13 protein-coding genes and 1 pseudogene are annotated in these 15,277 nt (G+C 70.3%); 8 read left to right on the top strand and 6 right to left on the bottom strand.

Annotated features, from left to right (window positions below; all coding sequences use genetic code 11):
- Positions 1-7: 7 nt before the first annotated feature.
- Genes hisC through hppD form a run of 4 tightly spaced genes read right to left on the bottom strand, consistent with a single transcriptional unit; the run spans position 8 to position 3,765 of the window.
- Positions 8-1,090, bottom strand: coding sequence for a histidinol-phosphate transaminase (gene hisC / locus AB0M54_RS04260; RefSeq protein ID WP_364469006.1), 1,083 nt, complete (start codon positions 1,088-1,090; stop codon positions 8-10).
- Entirely contained in the window at positions 1,087-2,028 is a 942-nt protein-coding gene (locus AB0M54_RS04255) for an RDD family protein (protein WP_364313269.1), read from the bottom strand. The genes hisC and AB0M54_RS04255 overlap by 4 nt, the downstream gene beginning before the upstream one ends.
- Positions 2,025-2,600, bottom strand: a complete 576-nt coding sequence (locus AB0M54_RS04250; protein ID WP_364313272.1) for an RDD family protein — start codon at positions 2,598-2,600, stop codon at positions 2,025-2,027. Before AB0M54_RS04250 ends, AB0M54_RS04255 begins: the two co-directional genes overlap by 4 nt.
- Positions 2,601-2,610: 10 nt before the next feature.
- Complete coding sequence (gene hppD, locus AB0M54_RS04245) at positions 2,611-3,765, bottom strand: 4-hydroxyphenylpyruvate dioxygenase (RefSeq protein ID WP_364469004.1); 1,155 nt, start codon at positions 3,763-3,765, stop codon at positions 2,611-2,613.
- Between the two features lie 86 nt (positions 3,766-3,851).
- On the opposite strand from hppD, the pseudogene AB0M54_RS04240 reads away from it, so the two are divergent.
- The 4 genes and pseudogenes from AB0M54_RS04240 to AB0M54_RS04225 form a co-directional block, all read left to right on the top strand.
- Positions 3,852-4,319, top strand: a pseudogene (locus AB0M54_RS04240) (Lrp/AsnC family transcriptional regulator); the annotation flags it as partial.
- A 176-nt stretch (positions 4,320-4,495) separates the two neighbouring features.
- Positions 4,496-5,797: a hypothetical protein gene (locus AB0M54_RS04235; RefSeq protein WP_364313276.1), complete on the top strand. Its 1,302-nt coding sequence runs from the start codon at positions 4,496-4,498 to the stop codon at positions 5,795-5,797.
- Positions 5,798-5,857: 60 nt separating this feature from the next.
- Complete coding sequence (locus AB0M54_RS04230; RefSeq protein WP_364469002.1) at positions 5,858-7,525, top strand: fumarate hydratase; 1,668 nt, start codon at positions 5,858-5,860, stop codon at positions 7,523-7,525.
- A 137-nt stretch (positions 7,526-7,662) separates the two neighbouring features.
- On the top strand, positions 7,663-8,838 hold the full coding sequence (locus AB0M54_RS04225; protein WP_364469000.1) for a Fic/DOC family N-terminal domain-containing protein: 1,176 nt from the start codon (positions 7,663-7,665) through the stop codon (positions 8,836-8,838).
- 128 nt (positions 8,839-8,966) lie between these two features.
- Here AB0M54_RS04225 and AB0M54_RS04220 read toward each other — a convergent pair whose 3' ends face one another.
- Positions 8,967-9,443, bottom strand: a complete 477-nt coding sequence (locus AB0M54_RS04220; RefSeq protein WP_364468998.1) for a hypothetical protein — start codon at positions 9,441-9,443, stop codon at positions 8,967-8,969.
- A 131-nt stretch (positions 9,444-9,574) separates the two neighbouring features.
- Here AB0M54_RS04220 and AB0M54_RS04215 point away from each other — a divergent pair, with 131 nt between their 5' ends.
- The 3 genes from AB0M54_RS04215 (at position 9,575) to rlmB (ending at position 13,573) form a co-directional block, all read left to right on the top strand.
- Positions 9,575-10,972 (top strand): class II fumarate hydratase, encoded by a 1,398-nt coding sequence (locus tag AB0M54_RS04215; RefSeq protein ID WP_364468996.1) that lies wholly within the window; start codon positions 9,575-9,577, stop codon positions 10,970-10,972.
- Between the two features lie 61 nt (positions 10,973-11,033).
- A complete protein-coding gene (gene cysS, locus AB0M54_RS04210; protein ID WP_364313286.1) occupies positions 11,034-12,449 on the top strand; it encodes a cysteine--tRNA ligase in 1,416 nt (471 codons plus the stop codon).
- A complete protein-coding gene (gene rlmB / locus AB0M54_RS04205; RefSeq protein ID WP_364313289.1) occupies positions 12,449-13,573 on the top strand; it encodes a 23S rRNA (guanosine(2251)-2'-O)-methyltransferase RlmB in 1,125 nt (374 codons plus the stop codon). The genes cysS and rlmB overlap by 1 nt, the downstream gene beginning before the upstream one ends.
- A 19-nt stretch (positions 13,574-13,592) precedes the next feature.
- Here rlmB and AB0M54_RS04200 read toward each other — a convergent pair whose 3' ends face one another.
- Positions 13,593-14,219, bottom strand: a complete 627-nt coding sequence (locus AB0M54_RS04200; protein ID WP_364313291.1) for a helix-turn-helix domain-containing protein — start codon at positions 14,217-14,219, stop codon at positions 13,593-13,595.
- A gap of 49 nt (positions 14,220-14,268) precedes the next feature.
- On the opposite strand from AB0M54_RS04200, the gene AB0M54_RS04195 reads away from it, so the two are divergent.
- Positions 14,269-15,213, top strand: coding sequence for an NADP-dependent oxidoreductase (locus AB0M54_RS04195; RefSeq protein WP_364313293.1), 945 nt, complete (start codon positions 14,269-14,271; stop codon positions 15,211-15,213).
- Positions 15,214-15,277 lie beyond the last annotated feature (64 nt).

The following is a 15,277-nucleotide window of genomic DNA, read 5'->3' as shown; positions in this document are numbered from 1 at the left end:
GGCGCAATCAGCTGGCCAGGGCGGCCTCGGCGGCCGTGAGGAAGGCGTCGTTCTCCTCGGGGGTGCCGATGGTGACCCGGACGCCGTCGCCCTGGAAGGCCCGCACGATCACGCCGCGGCTCTCGCAGGCGGCGGCGAACGCGGCCGCACCCGAGCCCAGCGGCAGCCAGATGAAGTTCGACTGTGACGACGGCACGTCCACGCCGAGCTTGCGGGTCGCCTCGGTGACCCGGTCGCGCTCGGCGATCACCAGCGCACAGCGGCGGCGTACCTCGTCCTCCTGGTCCAGCGCGGCCATCGCCGCGGCCTGCGCCACCAGGCTGGTCGAGAACGGCGTCACCACCTTGCGGACGGCCGCGGCGACCTCGGGCTGGGCCACCAGGAAGCCGATCCGCAGCCCGGCCAGACCCCAGGCCTTCGAGAGGGTACGCAGCACGACCACGTTCGGCCGATCGGCGTAGGTGGTCAGCGCGTCCGGCACCTGCTCGTCGGTGACGAACTCGCGGTACGCCTCGTCGAGCACCACGACCACGTCCGACGGCACGTCGTCGAGGAAGCGGTCGAGGTCGGGCTTGCGTACCGAGGTGCCGGTCGGGTTGTTCGGGTTGCACACGATCACCACCCGGGTGCGGTCGGTGATCGCCGCGCTCAACCCGGCCAGGTCGTGGCCGTGGTCGGCGGTGTTCGGCACCCGGATCGAGGTGGCGCCCGCGGTGGCCGTGATGATCGGGTACGCCTCGAACGAGCGCCAGGCGTACACCACCTCGTCGCCGGGCAGGCTGGTCGCCTTGATCAGGTGTTCGGCCAGCGCCACCGAGCCGCAGCCGGTGACCACCCGGTCGGCGGCCACGGCGTACCGCTGGGCCAGCCGGTCGCGCAGGTCGACCACGCCCATGTCGGGGTAGCGGTGCGAGCCGAGCATGCTCTCGGCCACCGCCTCGACCACGCCGGGCAGCGGCCCGAACGGCACCTCGTTGCTGGCCAGCTTGATCGCCTCGGCAATGCCCAGCTCGCGCGCCAGGTCGGCGACGCTGCGGCCGGGCACGTAGCTGGGCAGCGCGTCGAGGTCGGCACGGGTGAGCCGGGTCATCGCGGTTGTCCTTCCGAGGAACCGCCGCCCTGACCGGACGACGAGGTGGTGGCCGAGGCGGTCGGCCGGTGGTCGGGCGGGAGCGCGACGACGACCGTACGCGCGGTCTTGTCGTGCAGGGCCTGCCGGAGCTGCAGGTCGAACAGCGGCGACAGCGAGTCGACCAGCTGGACCAGCAGCCCGAGGCCGGCGCAGCCCCAGAACGGCGTGAACAGCCCGAGCCGGGCCCAGCGCCGGAACGCCCGCCCGAAGCCGAGCGGCTCGGTGTTCTCGACCGCCATCACCTTGATGCCGACCAGACGTTTGCCGAGCGTCTGGCCGCGGGAGCCGATGGCCGGCGCCTCGTAGAGCAGCCAGAGCAGCGTGGCGATGATCAGCATGGCCCAGAGCAGGGCCTCGGACCGGGCGGTGGGATCGGGTTGCTCGCCGAACGGGTCGGCCATCGCGGCCCGGTACATCGGCACGAACTCGAGGAAGAACTGGTAGGCGAACCAGCCGTTGACCAGGACGTTCAGCAGGAAGACGGCGAACACGTCGACGAGCCGGGCGACCAGCCGCCGGCCCATCCCGGCGAGCGCGAACCCGTGTGGCCGGGCCTGGACGACCCAGCCCGAGCCGGGCGGCGGCGCCCACCCGGGGGGCGGCGCCCAGCCGGGCGGCGGGGGCGGGTAGCCCGGCGGCGGCGTCCAGGTCTGCGGGAAGTCGGGCATCTTGTTCGGGTCGGGGGCGGCCGGCGCGCCCGCCGGGGCCTTCGCGCCTGGCGCGCCGGGAGCGAGCGCCGTGACCGGTGGGGCCGGTTCCGGCTCGGGCGGCGGCGGGCCCTCCGGCGGCGTGGCGTCGGCCGGGATGGCCTTGCCGACCCAGCCCTCACCGTCCCAGTAGCGCTGGGTCTCGGGGTCGGCCGGATCCTTGTACCAGCCGGCGGGCAGCGAACTCATGGGCCAACCTTTACCACGACGGTCTGCGCGAACTTGTCGTGCAGGGTCTGCAGGTACGGCTTGTCCCACAGCTGCCACAGTCCGTCGAGATAGCTGAAGAACGGGATGATGACCCCGCCGAGGATCTCGACCACGTAGCGCTTGGCGGCCATCCCGCGGGTCAGCCGCGCGTTCGGGTCGATCGGCACCACGCGCAGCTTCATCAGCTTCTTGCCGACGGTCTGGCCGGATCGGTGCATGTATTCGACGTGGTAGAACCAGTACGCCACCAGCACGAACAGGATCAGGCCGAGTTCCAGCAGGAGCAGCGGGCCGACGAGGTCGCCGACGAAGTCGGGTTCGTCGGCGTATGTCGACTGGATGGTGTCCATCCAGCTCATCATGATCCAGATCCAGAACGGCGCCGAGACCACGAGGATGACCGCGTAGGCCAGCGCGCCGTCGATGAGGTAGGCGAGCAGTCGCGTGCCGAAGTCGGCCAGCGGCTGCCCGCCCGGGCTCATCGGTTGCGGCAGCGGGCGGTAGGCCGGCTGCTGCGGGCCCTGGTAGGGCGGGTAGGGCTGGTAAGTCACCGGCACAGTGTTACAGGTTTCCGCGCAGCTCTTGTTCCCGCTCGATGGCCTCGAACAGCGCCTTGAAGTTGCCCTTGCCGAAACCGAGCGAGCCGTGCCGCTCGATCAGCTCGAAGAACACCGTCGGACGGTCCTGCACCGGCTTGGTGAAGATCTGCAACAGGTAGCCGTCCTCGTCCCGGTCGACCAGGATCGAGCGCTTCTTCAGCTCCTCGATCGGCACCCGGACCTCGCCGATCCGGGCGCGCAGCTCGGGGTCGTCGTAGTACGAGTCGGGCGTGTCCAGGAACTCCAGCCCGGCCGCGCGCATCGCGTCGACGCTGCGCAGGATGTCGTTGGTGGCCACCGCCACGTGCTGGGCGCCGGGGCCGCCGTAGAACTCGAGGTACTCGTCGATCTGTGACTTGCGCTGCGAGACGGCCGGCTCGTTCAGCGGGAACTTGACTTTGCGGGTGCCGTCCGCGACCACCTTGCTCATCAGGGCGGAGTAGTCGGTGGCGATGTCGTCGCCGATGAACTCGGCCATGTTGGTGAAGCCCATGACGCGGCGGTAGAACTCGACCCACTCGTCCATCCGGCCCAGCTCGACGTTGCCGACCACGTGGTCGACGGCCTGGAAGTAGCGCTTGGGCTGGAGGCCGGCCTCGATCGCGGCGCTGCGGTCGACGATCGGGCCGCGGGTCACGAAGCCGGGCAGGAACGGGCCGTCGTACCCGGACCGGTCGATCAGGGTGTGCACGGTGTCGCCGTAGGTGGCGATCGCGGCGATCCGGACCGTGCCGTGCTCGTCCTTGACGTCGTAGGGCTCGGTGACGCCACGGGCGCCGGCCGCGGTCGCGTGGGCGTACGCCTTGTCGACGTCGGGCACGGCGAGCGCGATGTCCTTGATGCCGTCGCTGTGCGCGGCGACGTGATCGGCGCCGGGCGCGCCCGCGTGCACCGCGCCGGTGATCAGGAACCGGGCCGAGCCGCTGGTCAACACGTACTCGGCGTGGTCGCGGTAGCCGTTCTCGGGGCCGCGGTAGGCCACGCAGGTCATGCCGAACGCGGTCGAGTAGTAGTGGGCCGCCTGCTTGGCGTTGCCCACGAGGAACTGGAGGTGGTCGACGCCCTGGACGGGGAAGACGTCGGCGGTCGGGGTCGCGCTTTCCATCATCTGCGTCATGTCGTGATGGTCGTCTCACCGCCCGCAGTTGAGCAATAGTTGTAGTTTCTGCTGGTCAACCTGCGCAATTCGTAGAGTGGGTGAGGATCGTGACTGGTCAGGATGTGCAGCTCGACGACGTTGATGCCCGGCTCCTGACGCTGCTGCGGGACGAGCCGCGGATCGGCGTCCTCGAGCTGTCGCGGCGGCTCTCGGTCGCTCGCGGCACGGTCCAGGCCCGGTTGGACAAGCTGATCGCGCGGGGCGCGATCCGCGGCTTCGGTCCGGACGTCGCGCCCGCGTCGATCGGTTTCGGGGTGACCAGTTTCGTCACCCTCGAGATCAGTCAGCGGTACGGGCACAGCGCGGTCGCCGGCCACCTGTCCGACATCCCGGAGGTGCTCGAGGTGCACACCATCACCGGCAGCGGGGACATGCTGTGTCGCGTGGTGGCCCGGTCCAACACCGACCTCCAGCGGGTGATCGACCGGATCCTGAACTACGAGGGCATCCTGCGCGCGGCCACCATCATCGCTTTGGCGGAGCTCATCCCGTACCGGATCATGCCTCTGGTTTTGGAGGCCGCGCAGCGCCCTCAACCAGAAGAGCGGCCGCGCAGCGCCCTCAACCAGAAAGAGCGGCCGCGCAGCGCCCTCAACCAGAAAGAGCGGCCGCGAAGCGGTAGCTATCGGGACGACACGGGCCTTTCCGGCCTCACGGACGAGACTCGTCGATCTCGTTAGCGTGTGCTGTGGCTTCCGGCGGCACCCCGAGGGGGTACATCGCGATCTTCATCGTCGTCGGCCTCGTCGTGCTCGCCCTCACCCGGGTCTTCAACCCCTGGCCACAGGTCTGGGACTGGGTGACCGCGGCCGGCCCGGTCGCCGAAGGCTCCTCGTCGTGGCAGGTCAAGCTCAGCGGCTCGCCGGCCGGCGTGACCATCGCCGGCGACGCCGCCATCGTCGAATACCGCACCCGGGTCGAGGCGTACGGGCTCGGCGCCGGCGTGAAGCTGTGGCAGTCCGACGCGGACTGGGCGTCGGTGGCGGGCAACGGCTCGGACGCCGTGGTCGTCACCGGCAAGCTGCTCACCAAGGGCTACCAGGTGCTCGACCCGCGCAGCGGAGCCGTCCGGCGCAGCGACAACGCGGCCACCGCGGTGTGGGCCTACCGGGACGCGATCATCGACCTGCGCTGCGTCAAGGGCGGCGAGTGCGAGCTGTCGGCCTGGGACCCGCGCGGATCTCGTCCGCTGTGGACGGTCGGCACCGGCGGCATCGGCTTCGTGCTGGACGCGGCCAACCCCGACCTGCCGGACACCCACCCGCTGACCGCGTCGCAAGTGGACGACCAGGCGGCCGGCCGGCCCTACCTGCCCGGGCTGATGGGCCTGGCCGACGGCGGCCGGGTGCGCATCGTGGACACCGCCACCGGCAAGGTCGTGCAGACCGTGACACCCAAGCCCACCGAACGGGTCACCGTCGTCGGCGGGCGGGTGCTCACCGTCACCGGCGAGGCCGGCGACGGCACCTGCTACTACAGCGTGATCGCCACCGATCCGCCGTCCGGCGTGGTGTGGCGCCGGGACGGGCTCAACCTGCGGACCGCGGGCAACGGCGGGTCCTGCAAGCAGGACCGCGACCCGGCCGGCGGCGACGACGTGGTCCTCGGCGTCGACCCGGTCGGCCGCGAGGAGCTGATCGCGGCGCACGACGGGCGGCGGCTCTGGTACGGCGCCAAGGACCAGGACGTGCTGGCGGTCGACGACGCGCACGCGATCGTCCGGAGCGCCGACCGGAAGACGCTCAGCGGGCGGTCGTTCAGCACCGGCGACGTCACCTGGCGGCGCGGCGTCAACAACGGGGCGTCGGCGGCGCTCACCCCGTACGCGGCGATCGTGGTGAACACCTCGCCGCGACGTATCACCGCGCTGTCGCCGACCGGCGGGCGGGTGCTGGTCGACGCCCGTACCGAAGCCTCGGTCTTCGCCACCGGCGCGGAGGGTCTGATCGTGGTCGACGGGCGTGACATGGCCTACCTTCCGTATCGGTGATCGATTCGATATCCCGGGTCGTGCGCAGCTTCCGTACACACTGATTTAGGCTTGCCGCTCATGAACAGCTCCGGCTCCTTCACCTACGCGCCCTTGCTGCCGGTCGGTGCCGACACCACCGACTACCGACTGGTCAGCGACGAGGGTGTGGACGTTGTCGAGGGGCCCGGAAAGCGACGTTTCCTGACCGTCGAGCCCGAGGTGTTGTCCCTGCTCACGGCCGAGGCGATGCATGACATCGCGCACTTCCTGCGGCCTGCCCACCTGGCCCAGCTCGCCTCGATCATCGACGACCCGAAAGCGTCGCCCAACGACCGCTTCGTGGCCCTCGACCTGCTGCGCAACGCCAACATCGCGGCCGGCGGGGTGCTGCCGATGTGCCAGGACACCGGCACCGCGATCGTGATGGGCAAGCGCGGGCGGCACGTCCTCACCGACGGTCGTGACGAGGAGGCCATCGCGGCCGGGGTGTACGAGGCGTACACCCGGTTGAACCTTCGTTACTCGCAGCTCGCGCCACTGACCATGTGGGACGAGCGGAACACCGGCTCCAACCTGCCGGCCCAGATCGAGCTGTACGCCGAGGACCCGGGCGGGCAGCCCGACGCGTACAAGTTCCTGTTCATGGCCAAGGGCGGCGGCTCGGCCAACAAGTCGTACCTCTACCAGGAGACCAAGGCGCTGCTGAACCCGGCGCGGATGATGGCCTTCCTGGACGAGAAGCTGCGGCTGATCGGCACCGCCGCCTGCCCGCCGTACCACCTGGCCGTCGTGATCGGCGGCACCAGCGGCGAGTACGCGCTGAAGACGGCCAAGCTGGCCAGCGCGAAGTACCTGGACAACCTGCCCCGGCACGGCACCATGGCGGCGCACGGATTCCGCGACGTCGAGCTCGAGGCGGCGGTGCTCGAACTGACCCGCGACTTCGGCATCGGGGCCCAGTTCGGCGGCCGGTACTTCTGCCACGACGTACGCGTGATCCGCCTCCCCCGGCACGGCGCGTCCTGCCCGGTCGCGATCGCCGTCTCCTGCTCGGCCGACCGGCAGGCCCTCGCCAAGATCACCCCGTCCGGCGTCTGGCTGGAGCGGCTCGAAACCGACCCGGCGCGCTTCCTGCCCGACATCGTCCCCGACAGCGAAGAGGTCGTCCGCGTCGACCTCAACCAGCCGATGGACGAGATCCGGGCGCTGCTGTCCAAGTACCCGGTGAAGACCCGGCTGTCGCTGTCCGGCCCGCTGGTGGTGGCCCGCGACATCGCCCACGCCAAGATCGCCGAGCGGCTCGACGCGGGCGAACCGATGCCGCAGTACCTGCGCGACCACGCGGTCTACTACGCCGGCCCGGCCAAGACCCCCGAGGGGTACGCCTCCGGCTCGTTCGGGCCGACCACGGCCGGGCGGATGGACTCCTACGTGGAGAAGTTCCAGGCGGCCGGCGGCTCGATGGTGATGCTGGCCAAGGGCAACCGGTCCACCCAGGTGACCCGGTCCTGCCAGACCCACGGCGGCTTCTACCTGGGCTCGATCGGCGGGCCGGCCGCGCGCCTGGCCCAGGACTGCATCCGGCACGTCGAGGTGCTGGAATATCCCGAGCTGGGCATGGAAGCGGTCTGGAAGATCGAGGTGGAAGACTTCCCCGCCTTCATCGTCGTCGACGACAAGGGCCACGACTTCTTCGCCGACGTCACTCGCCCGAAGACCGTCCTCCAGGTCGGCACCCGCCCCTGACGCTCACGGAGCGTGGTTGAAAACCACCTGTGTAATTTAAAGTTTCCGAGGAAAAACTTTCATTCGGCCGCGTGTCATGTACGCGGACTTGAAAAGCGGCCCTAGGTTTTCAAGTTTTACGTGATTTACTTTAATTCATGGATGCCGCTATGTTCCGATCGTCACCCGTCGGGTCTCTTGTCCGAATCACCGGATGGGACTCGCGGTTCCGTGAGGACTACGAGTGCTCGGCGTTCATCCCCGACCCGCTGCCGACCAAACTCGACCTGGCCCAGGAGACCTACCTGGCGGTCACCGACGCGGCGGTCGCTGTCGCTCGTCTCGACCAGGCGGCGTTCCGGTTACCCAACCCTGGGCTCCTGGCGCGTCCGGCGATCCGGCAGGAAGCGGTCAGCACGTCGGCGCTCGAAGGCACGTACGCGGCGCTCGATGACGTGCTCGAAGCCGACTTTCTCCAACGGAATCAGCTCACCGCGTCGGTCGCCGAGGTTCACAACTACGTCGAGGCCGCGGAGCTCGCGTTCGAGTGGATCAAGGACAAGCCGATCACGGTCGGGATGTTGGAGCAGCTGCAGAAGATCCTGGTACGAGGTACCCGGGGGGATTCGCAAGACGCCGGTCGCATCCGAACCACCCAGGTGTTCATCGGCGGCGGCGGCGGACGGGTCGACGAGGCCCGCTTTGTCCCTTCGCCTCCGGGCGACCAGCTGCGCGCCGGAATCGACGCCTGGGCGGCCTGGCTCAGCGCCGAGGACACCCTCCACCTGGTCATCAAGATGGCTCTGGGCCACTACCAGTTCGAGACCCTGCACCCGTTCAACGATGGCAATGGCCGTCTTGGCCGGCTTGTCTGCGTGTTGCAGCTCGCTCATCGAGGCGAGCTTCGCGTGCCGGTGCTGAATCTCTCGCCTTGGCTCGAGAGCAGAAGGCGCCAGTACCAGGATCATTTGCTGGCGGTCAGCGCCACCGGCGACTTCGAACCGTGGATCCGCTTCTTCGCCGAGGCGGTACGGGCGCAGGCTGTTCGGGGGGTGGAGAAGATCGACGCCTTGCATGACTGGCGGGACGGGGCGCTCACACGGTTGATCGAGGCCGACGTCCGAGGTGTGGCCGTGCGGATCGTCGAGGATCTGTTCGGGTACCCCATGATCACGGCGACGCCGACCGCCGAAAGGTACGGGGTCTCGTACCAGGCCGCGAACACGGCGATCAGACGTCTTGTCCAACTGGGAATTCTCGAGGAGCGGACGGGCCGACGGCACGGGCGCGTGTTCGCGGCGCGTGAGGTGCTCAACGTCATCAACGACGCTTGACGCGGGTCTTGGTTTGAGCCGGACGGATCCGTCACGACCGGCGGACGCGGCACGGCCTGGGCGGATCGGTCAGGCCGCGGTGTGGGGACAGGGCCTGACGTGGGCGTACCCAAGAATTGATCTTGGTATTAGGCGCAATACCCGGTGACCGGGTTCATCCAGTCGAGCATCTTGGTCTCGATCTTGGCGTTCAGGTCTTTGGTGGTCTTGATCGAGTCGAAGAAGGCCTTGTCGGTCGCGCTGCCGGTGACCTTGGTCGCGCTCTGCTCGCCGGCGGCCTTGAGGTTGGGGTCCTGTGCCGCGGCGACCTCCTTCTTGATCTGCGCGCCGACCTTCTTGAGCTCCTCGCCGGCCGCCTTCTGGGCCGCCGTCGCCCCGGGGGCCTGCTTGGCCTCCTTGTTGGCGATCATCTTGCCCAGCTGGGTGGAGAAGCCGGCGAAACCGTCCGAGTAGATGGCCGCGACCTTGTCGCAGACCTGCTTGGTGTTCGCCGACCAGTCGGGCGCCTGGTAGGTCGACTCGGCCGTCGGGGGCGGCGCCGGGATGTTCTGAGCAGCGGTCGAGGCGTTGTTCTCCGCGTCGCTGCCACAGGCGGTCAGCGCCACCAGAGCACCTCCCGTAACGATGGCCAACAGAGCGCGTCGCATCACGAAGATCCTGTTCAGTAGGCGGTCCAAACGCTCGCCCACGGTACGTTCCGTCGTCCCGCGCGTCCACTGCGGTGTACGAATGACGGGTGACGACTGACGAGAGCGGATACCGCATCGAAAAGGACACGATGGGCGAGGTCCGGGTCCCGGCCGACGCCCTCTGGCGGGCACAGACCCAGCGCGCGGTGGAGAACTTCCCGATCTCCGGGCGTGGCCTGGAGCCGGCCCACATCAAGGCGCTGGCCCAGATCAAGGGGGCCGCGGCCCAGGTCAACGCCACCCTCGGGGTGCTCGACGACGAGCTGGCCAAGGCGATCACGACGGCCGCGGCGCAGGTGTCGGCGGGCGGCTACGACGACCAGTTTCCGATCGACGTCTTCCAGACCGGCTCGGGCACGTCGTCGAACATGAACGCCAACGAGGTGATCGCCTCGCTGGCCGCGCGTGAGCTGGGCCACCCGGTTCACCCGAACGACCACGTCAACGCCTCCCAGTCGAGCAACGACGTCTTCCCCTCGTCGATCCACCTGGCCGCCACCGAGGCGATCACGGCCACCCTGATCCCGGCCCTCGACCACCTGGCCGCCGCGCTCAAGGCCAGGTCCGACGCCTGGGTCGAGGTGGTCAAGAGCGGGCGTACGCACCTGATGGACGCCACCCCGGTCACCCTGGGCCAGGAGTTCTCCGGCTACACCGCCCAGGTGCAGTACGGCATCGACCGGCTCACCGACACCCTGCCCCGGCTGGCCGAGCTGCCGCTGGGCGGAACGGCCGTGGGCACCGGCGTGAACACGCCGCCCGGGTTCGCGCCCGCGGTGATCGCCACGCTCAAGGAGATGACCGGCCTGCCGCTGACCGAGGCCCGCAACCACTTCGAGGCCCAGGGTGCCCGGGACGCGCTGGTCGAGGCGTCCGGCCAGCTCCGGGTGGTCGCGGTCGGCCTCTACAAGATCGTCAACGACATCCGCTGGATGGGCTCGGGGCCGCGGGCGGGGCTGCGCGAGCTGCGGCTGCCCGACCTGCAGCCGGGCTCGTCGATCATGCCGGGCAAGGTGAACCCGGTGGTGCCCGAGTCGGTCCGCCAGGTGTGCGCCCAGGTCATCGGCAACGACGCGGCGGTGGCGTTCGCCGGCACGCAGGGTGACTTCGAGCTCAACGTGATGCTGCCGGTGATGGCCCGCAACCTGCTGGAGTCGATCCGGCTGCTGGCCTCGGCGGCCCGCATGCTCGCCGACCGCTGCATCGACGGCCTGGAGGTCAACGAGGAGATCACCCGGGGGTACGCCGAGGGCTCGCCGTCGATCGTCACACCCCTCAACCGCTACCTCGGGTACGACGAGGCCGCCGCGATCGCGAAGGAGGCCCTGGCTTCCGGTTCCTCCATCCGCGAGGTGGTCGTCGCTCGTGGCCATGTCTCATCCGGCGCCCTGACCGAAGATCAACTGGACTCGCTGCTTGACGTGCTCCGCATGACCCGTCCTTGATCGTCGGCCGTTGTCCACAGGCGGAGCGTTTCCGATTGGACCACCTCGGTACCCTTGACAGGTGACGCTCCGCCTCCATGACACCGCGACCCGATCCGTCCGGGAGTTCGTCCCGAAGACAGCCGGTCAGGTCGGGATCTACCTGTGCGGTCTCACGGTCCAGTCGGTGCCTCACATCGGCCACCTGCGGTCCGCGGTCAACTACGACGTGTTACGGCGCTGGCTGCTGCACACCGGCAACGAGGTCACCTTCGTCCGCAACATCACCGACGTCGACGACAAGATCCTCGACAAGGCGGCCGCCCAGAAGCGTCCGTTCTGGTCGATCGCGTACGAGAACAAGCTGGTCCTCGACCACGACTACGCCGCGCTCAACGTGCTGCCGCCGACCTACGAGCCGCTGGCCACCGGGCATGTGCCCGAGATGCACGAGCTGATCACCGACCTGATCGAGCGCAAGCACGCCTATCCGTCCGACAACGGCTGCGGCGACGTCTACTTCGACGTGCCGTCCTTCGCGGGCTACGGCGCCCTGTCCGGTCAGAAGCCGGACGACATGCGTCCCCCGGCCGACGGCGGCGAGAAGGACAAGCACGACTACCGCGACTTCGCGCTGTGGAAGGCGGCGAAGCCCGGTGAGCCGGCCGACGCCACCTGGGCGTCGCCGTGGGGGCGCGGCCGCCCCGGCTGGCACATCGAGTGCTCGGCGATGGCCCGGCGCTACCTCGGCGACGAGTTCGACATCCACGGCGGCGGGCTCGACCTGACGTTCCCCCACCACGAGAACGAGATCGCCCAGTCGCACGCGGCCGGGCTGCCGTTCGCCCGTTACTGGGTGCACCACGCGCTGCTCAACCTCGGCGAGGCCAAGATGAGCAAGTCGCTGGGCAACGTGATCGACTTCCAGTCGGTCGTCGCGCAGGGCATCCGGCCGGTGGAGTTGCGCTACTACCTCGGCACGCCCCACTACCGCTCGCGCATCGACTACTCCGACGAGGCGCTGCACGAGGGGGCCACGGCCTACCGCCGGATCGAGGGCTTCGTGCAGCGCGCCGTCGAGATCGTCGGGCCGGGCCGGCCGAAGGACGTGCCGCCCGACTTCGCCGCGGCGATGAACGACGACCTCAACACGTCGGCCGCGCTGGCCGTCGTGCACGACACCATCCGAGAGGGCAACACCGCCCTGGCCGCCGGCGACGAGACCGGCGTCCGCGCCGCGCTCACCGCCGTGCGGGCCATGCTCGGGGTGCTCGGCCTCGACCCGCTCGACCCGGCGTGGGGCGGTGGCGACCGCGGCAACGACCTCAAGCCGGTGGTCGACGCCCTCGTGCACCTCGCCCTCGAACAACGTGCCCAGGCTCGGGCGCGCAAGGACTGGGCCGCCGCCGACGCGGTCCGTGACCAGTTGAAGCATGCGGGCATCCAGGTGGAAGACACCCCGGCCGGGCCCCGCTGGACCGTGGGAGAGCAACACTGATGCCGGGAAACTCCACCAACCGCAGCCGTCGCGTCACCTCGAAGAAGGGGGCGCAGGCCGGCTCGGGCGGCAAGAACCGCAGCGGCCTCAAGGGCCGCGGCCGCACCCTGCCGGCCGACGAGCGGCCCTGGCACAAGGGCTACTCCGGCACCGAGGACCTGCCCGCGAAGACCGCGCGCAAGCAGGACAAGGAACGCCGCGCGGCGACCGCCGAAGGACGCGCGCCCAAGATCGGCGTCCCCGGCAGCAAGGACACCACCTGGGGCAAGGGCGGCGGCCGGGGTTCCAGCGCCGGCCGTCCGGCTCCCCAGCGCGGCAAGGCCAACCCGCGTGGCGGCCCCCGGGTCGCGCCGGGCCGCCGGTCCAACCCCACCAAGGAGGGGCCCGAGCTGCTGCTCGGCCGCAACCCGGTGGTCGAGGCGCTGCGCGCGGCGATCCCCGCGACCGCCCTCTACGTGGCCCAGGGCATCGACATCGACGACCGGGTCAACGAGATCGTCCGAACCTCGGGCGACCGGGGCATCCCGATCCTCGAGGTCAGCCGCAACGAGCTCGACCGGATGACCGGTGGCGTGCTCCACCAGGGCATCGGGCTTCAGGTGCCGCCGTTCGCGTACGAGCAGCTCGACGACCTGATCGCCGCGGCGCTGGAACAGACGGCGCCGCTGCTGGTCGCCCTCGACGGCGTGACCGACCCGCGCAACCTGGGCGCGGTCATCCGTTCGGTGGCGGCGTTCGGCGGGCACGGCGTGTTCATGACCGAGCGCCGCGCCGCGGGCATCACTCCGACCGCGTGGCGGACCAGCGCCGGGGCGGCCGCCCGGGTGCCGGTCTCCCAGGTGGTCAACCTGACCCGGGCGGTCAAGGCGTGCCAGCAGGCCGGCTTCACCGCGATCGGGCTCGACGCCGACGGCGAGACCGACCTCTACCAGCTCGAGGTCGCGGTCGGGCCGCTGCTCGTGGTGGTCGGCTCCGAGGGCCGCGGCCTGTCCCGCCTGGTCGGCGAGACCTGTGACCTGCGGGTGAGCATCCCGATGGCGTCCACGGTGGAGTCGTTGAACGCGTCGGTGGCCGCCGCGGTCACGCTGGCCGAGGTGAATCGGCGGCGTACGTACGGCGCTTAGTCCCGGGGACGGACGGCGCCTAGTTCCGGGTGAGGAGCGGCAGGCGGACGGCCGGCGGGAGCGGCGCCGCGGTGGGCTTCGCGGCGAACGACTGGATCATCAGCGCCGCGAAGCGCCGGGAGGCGGCGATCCGCAGCCCGGGCGACTCGGCGTGGATGCCGTCGTTCGCCATCATCGCGAGCACCACGTCCTCGAGGACGACGTCCGTGCGCAGGCCGCCCGCCTCCTTCGCGCGCCGGATCAGCTGGAGCAGCGTCCGCATCGACCGGTCGCGGGCCTCGGCGAAGTCGAACAGCCGCGGGAACTGCGAGATCATCGCGCGGGCGAAACCCCGGTCGAGGGCGTGCACGGCGAGCAGGTTCTCGATCACCTGGCAGAAGCCCAGCCACGGGTCGGGGTGGGCGAGACCCTCGTCGATGATGTTGACGCAGACGGCCATCTGGTCGGTGAACGCGGCCGACAGCAGGGCCTCCTTGGTCGGGAAGCGCCGGTAGACGGTCGCCACCCCGACCTCGGCGCGCCGGGCGATCTCTCGCACCGGCACGTCCAGCCCGTCCACGGCGAACGCCTCGCGGGCGACCGCGAGAATGCGGTCGCGGTTGTCACGTGCGTCCGAGCGCAGCTTCTGAACCAGTTCCTCCGTCACCGTTCTCACTTTAGCTAAGCGGATCGGGTGTTCCGTTACGGTCCGGCGCATGAGAGCTGTTCAATTCGCCGCATATGGCCCGCCCGACGTCCTTTCCGTGGCCGAGGTGCCCGCCCCGCAGGCCGGCCCCGGCACCGTCCGCATCGCCGTACGCGCCTCCGGGGTCACGCCCGGCGAGACCTACATCCGCTCCGGCCGTCTCCGCGACACCGTGCCGGCGACCTTCCCGGTCCGCACCGGCGTCGACGCGGCCGGTGTGGTCGACGAGATCGGCGACGGTGTCACCGGCGTCGGCATCGGGGACGAGGTGTTCGGGCTGGCGTCGTTCTTCGACGGGGCCAACGCCGACCATGCCGTCCTCTACGCCTGGGCGCCCAAGCCGGATGCGTGGAGCTGGGAGGAGGCCGGCGGGGCGGCCGGCAACGTGGAGACCTCGACCCGGGTGCTCGACCTGCTCGGGGTCACGGCCGGTCAGACCCTGCTGATCCAGGGGGCGGCCGGCGGGGTCGGCACGGTCGCGGTTCAGCTGGCGGCGGCGCGGGGAGCTCGGGTGATCGGCACGGCCGGCCCGCACAACCACGATCTGCTGCGGTCGCTCGGTGGGGTGCCGACGACGTACGGGCCGGGGCTGGCCGACCGGGTCCGGGCGCTGGCGCCGGACGGGGTGGACGCGGTGTTCGACTGCGCCGGCGGGGATCTGCCGACGCTGATCGCGCTGGCCGGGGCGCCGTCCCGGGTGGTGACCATCGCCGACTTCGACGCGGCCGCGCACGGGGTGCATCTGTCGCACGGTGCGCCGGCCGACGAGACCGGCACCGCGTTGGGGGCCGCCGACCGGCCGGCGTTGCACGGCTTGGCGCTGGCGGTGGCGTTGGCCGGGGAGGGGCGGCTCCGGGTGCCGGTGGCGGCGGCGTTCCCGCTGGAGGCGGCCGCGGCGGCCCACGCCTTGCTCGAGACGCGCCACGCGCGGGGCAAGGTCGTGCTGCTCAACTAGGCAGGCGACCAGGACTTGAGCGTGCCTCACGTTTTCGCTGGTGGTGGGCCGGGCGGCCGAGTGT

The sequence above is a fragment of the Actinoplanes sp. NPDC051470 genome, from assembly GCF_040682035.1.
Taxonomy (GTDB): domain Bacteria; phylum Actinomycetota; class Actinomycetes; order Mycobacteriales; family Micromonosporaceae; genus Actinoplanes.
The sequence above is the reverse complement of the archived record's forward strand: the minus strand, read 5'-3'. Positions and strand labels throughout refer to the sequence as shown.

Bases quoted from the DNA above. Each gene is read 5' to 3' on its own strand.
- hisC (WP_364469006.1), bottom strand. From the start codon at position 1,090: ATGACCCGGCTCACCCGTGCCGACCTCGACGCGCTGCCCAGCTACGTG.
- AB0M54_RS04195 (WP_364313293.1), top strand. From the start codon at position 14,269: ATGAGAGCTGTTCAATTCGCCGCATATGGCCCGCCCGACGTCCTTTCC.
- hppD (WP_364469004.1), bottom strand. From the start codon at position 3,765: ATGACGCAGATGATGGAAAGCGCGACCCCGACCGCCGACGTCTTCCCC.
- rlmB (WP_364313289.1), top strand. From the start codon at position 12,449: ATGCCGGGAAACTCCACCAACCGCAGCCGTCGCGTCACCTCGAAGAAG.
- AB0M54_RS04255 (WP_364313269.1), bottom strand. From the start codon at position 2,028: ATGAGTTCGCTGCCCGCCGGCTGGTACAAGGATCCGGCCGACCCCGAG.
- AB0M54_RS04230 (WP_364469002.1), top strand. From the start codon at position 5,858: ATGAACAGCTCCGGCTCCTTCACCTACGCGCCCTTGCTGCCGGTCGGT.
- AB0M54_RS04225 (WP_364469000.1), top strand. From the start codon at position 7,663: ATGGATGCCGCTATGTTCCGATCGTCACCCGTCGGGTCTCTTGTCCGA.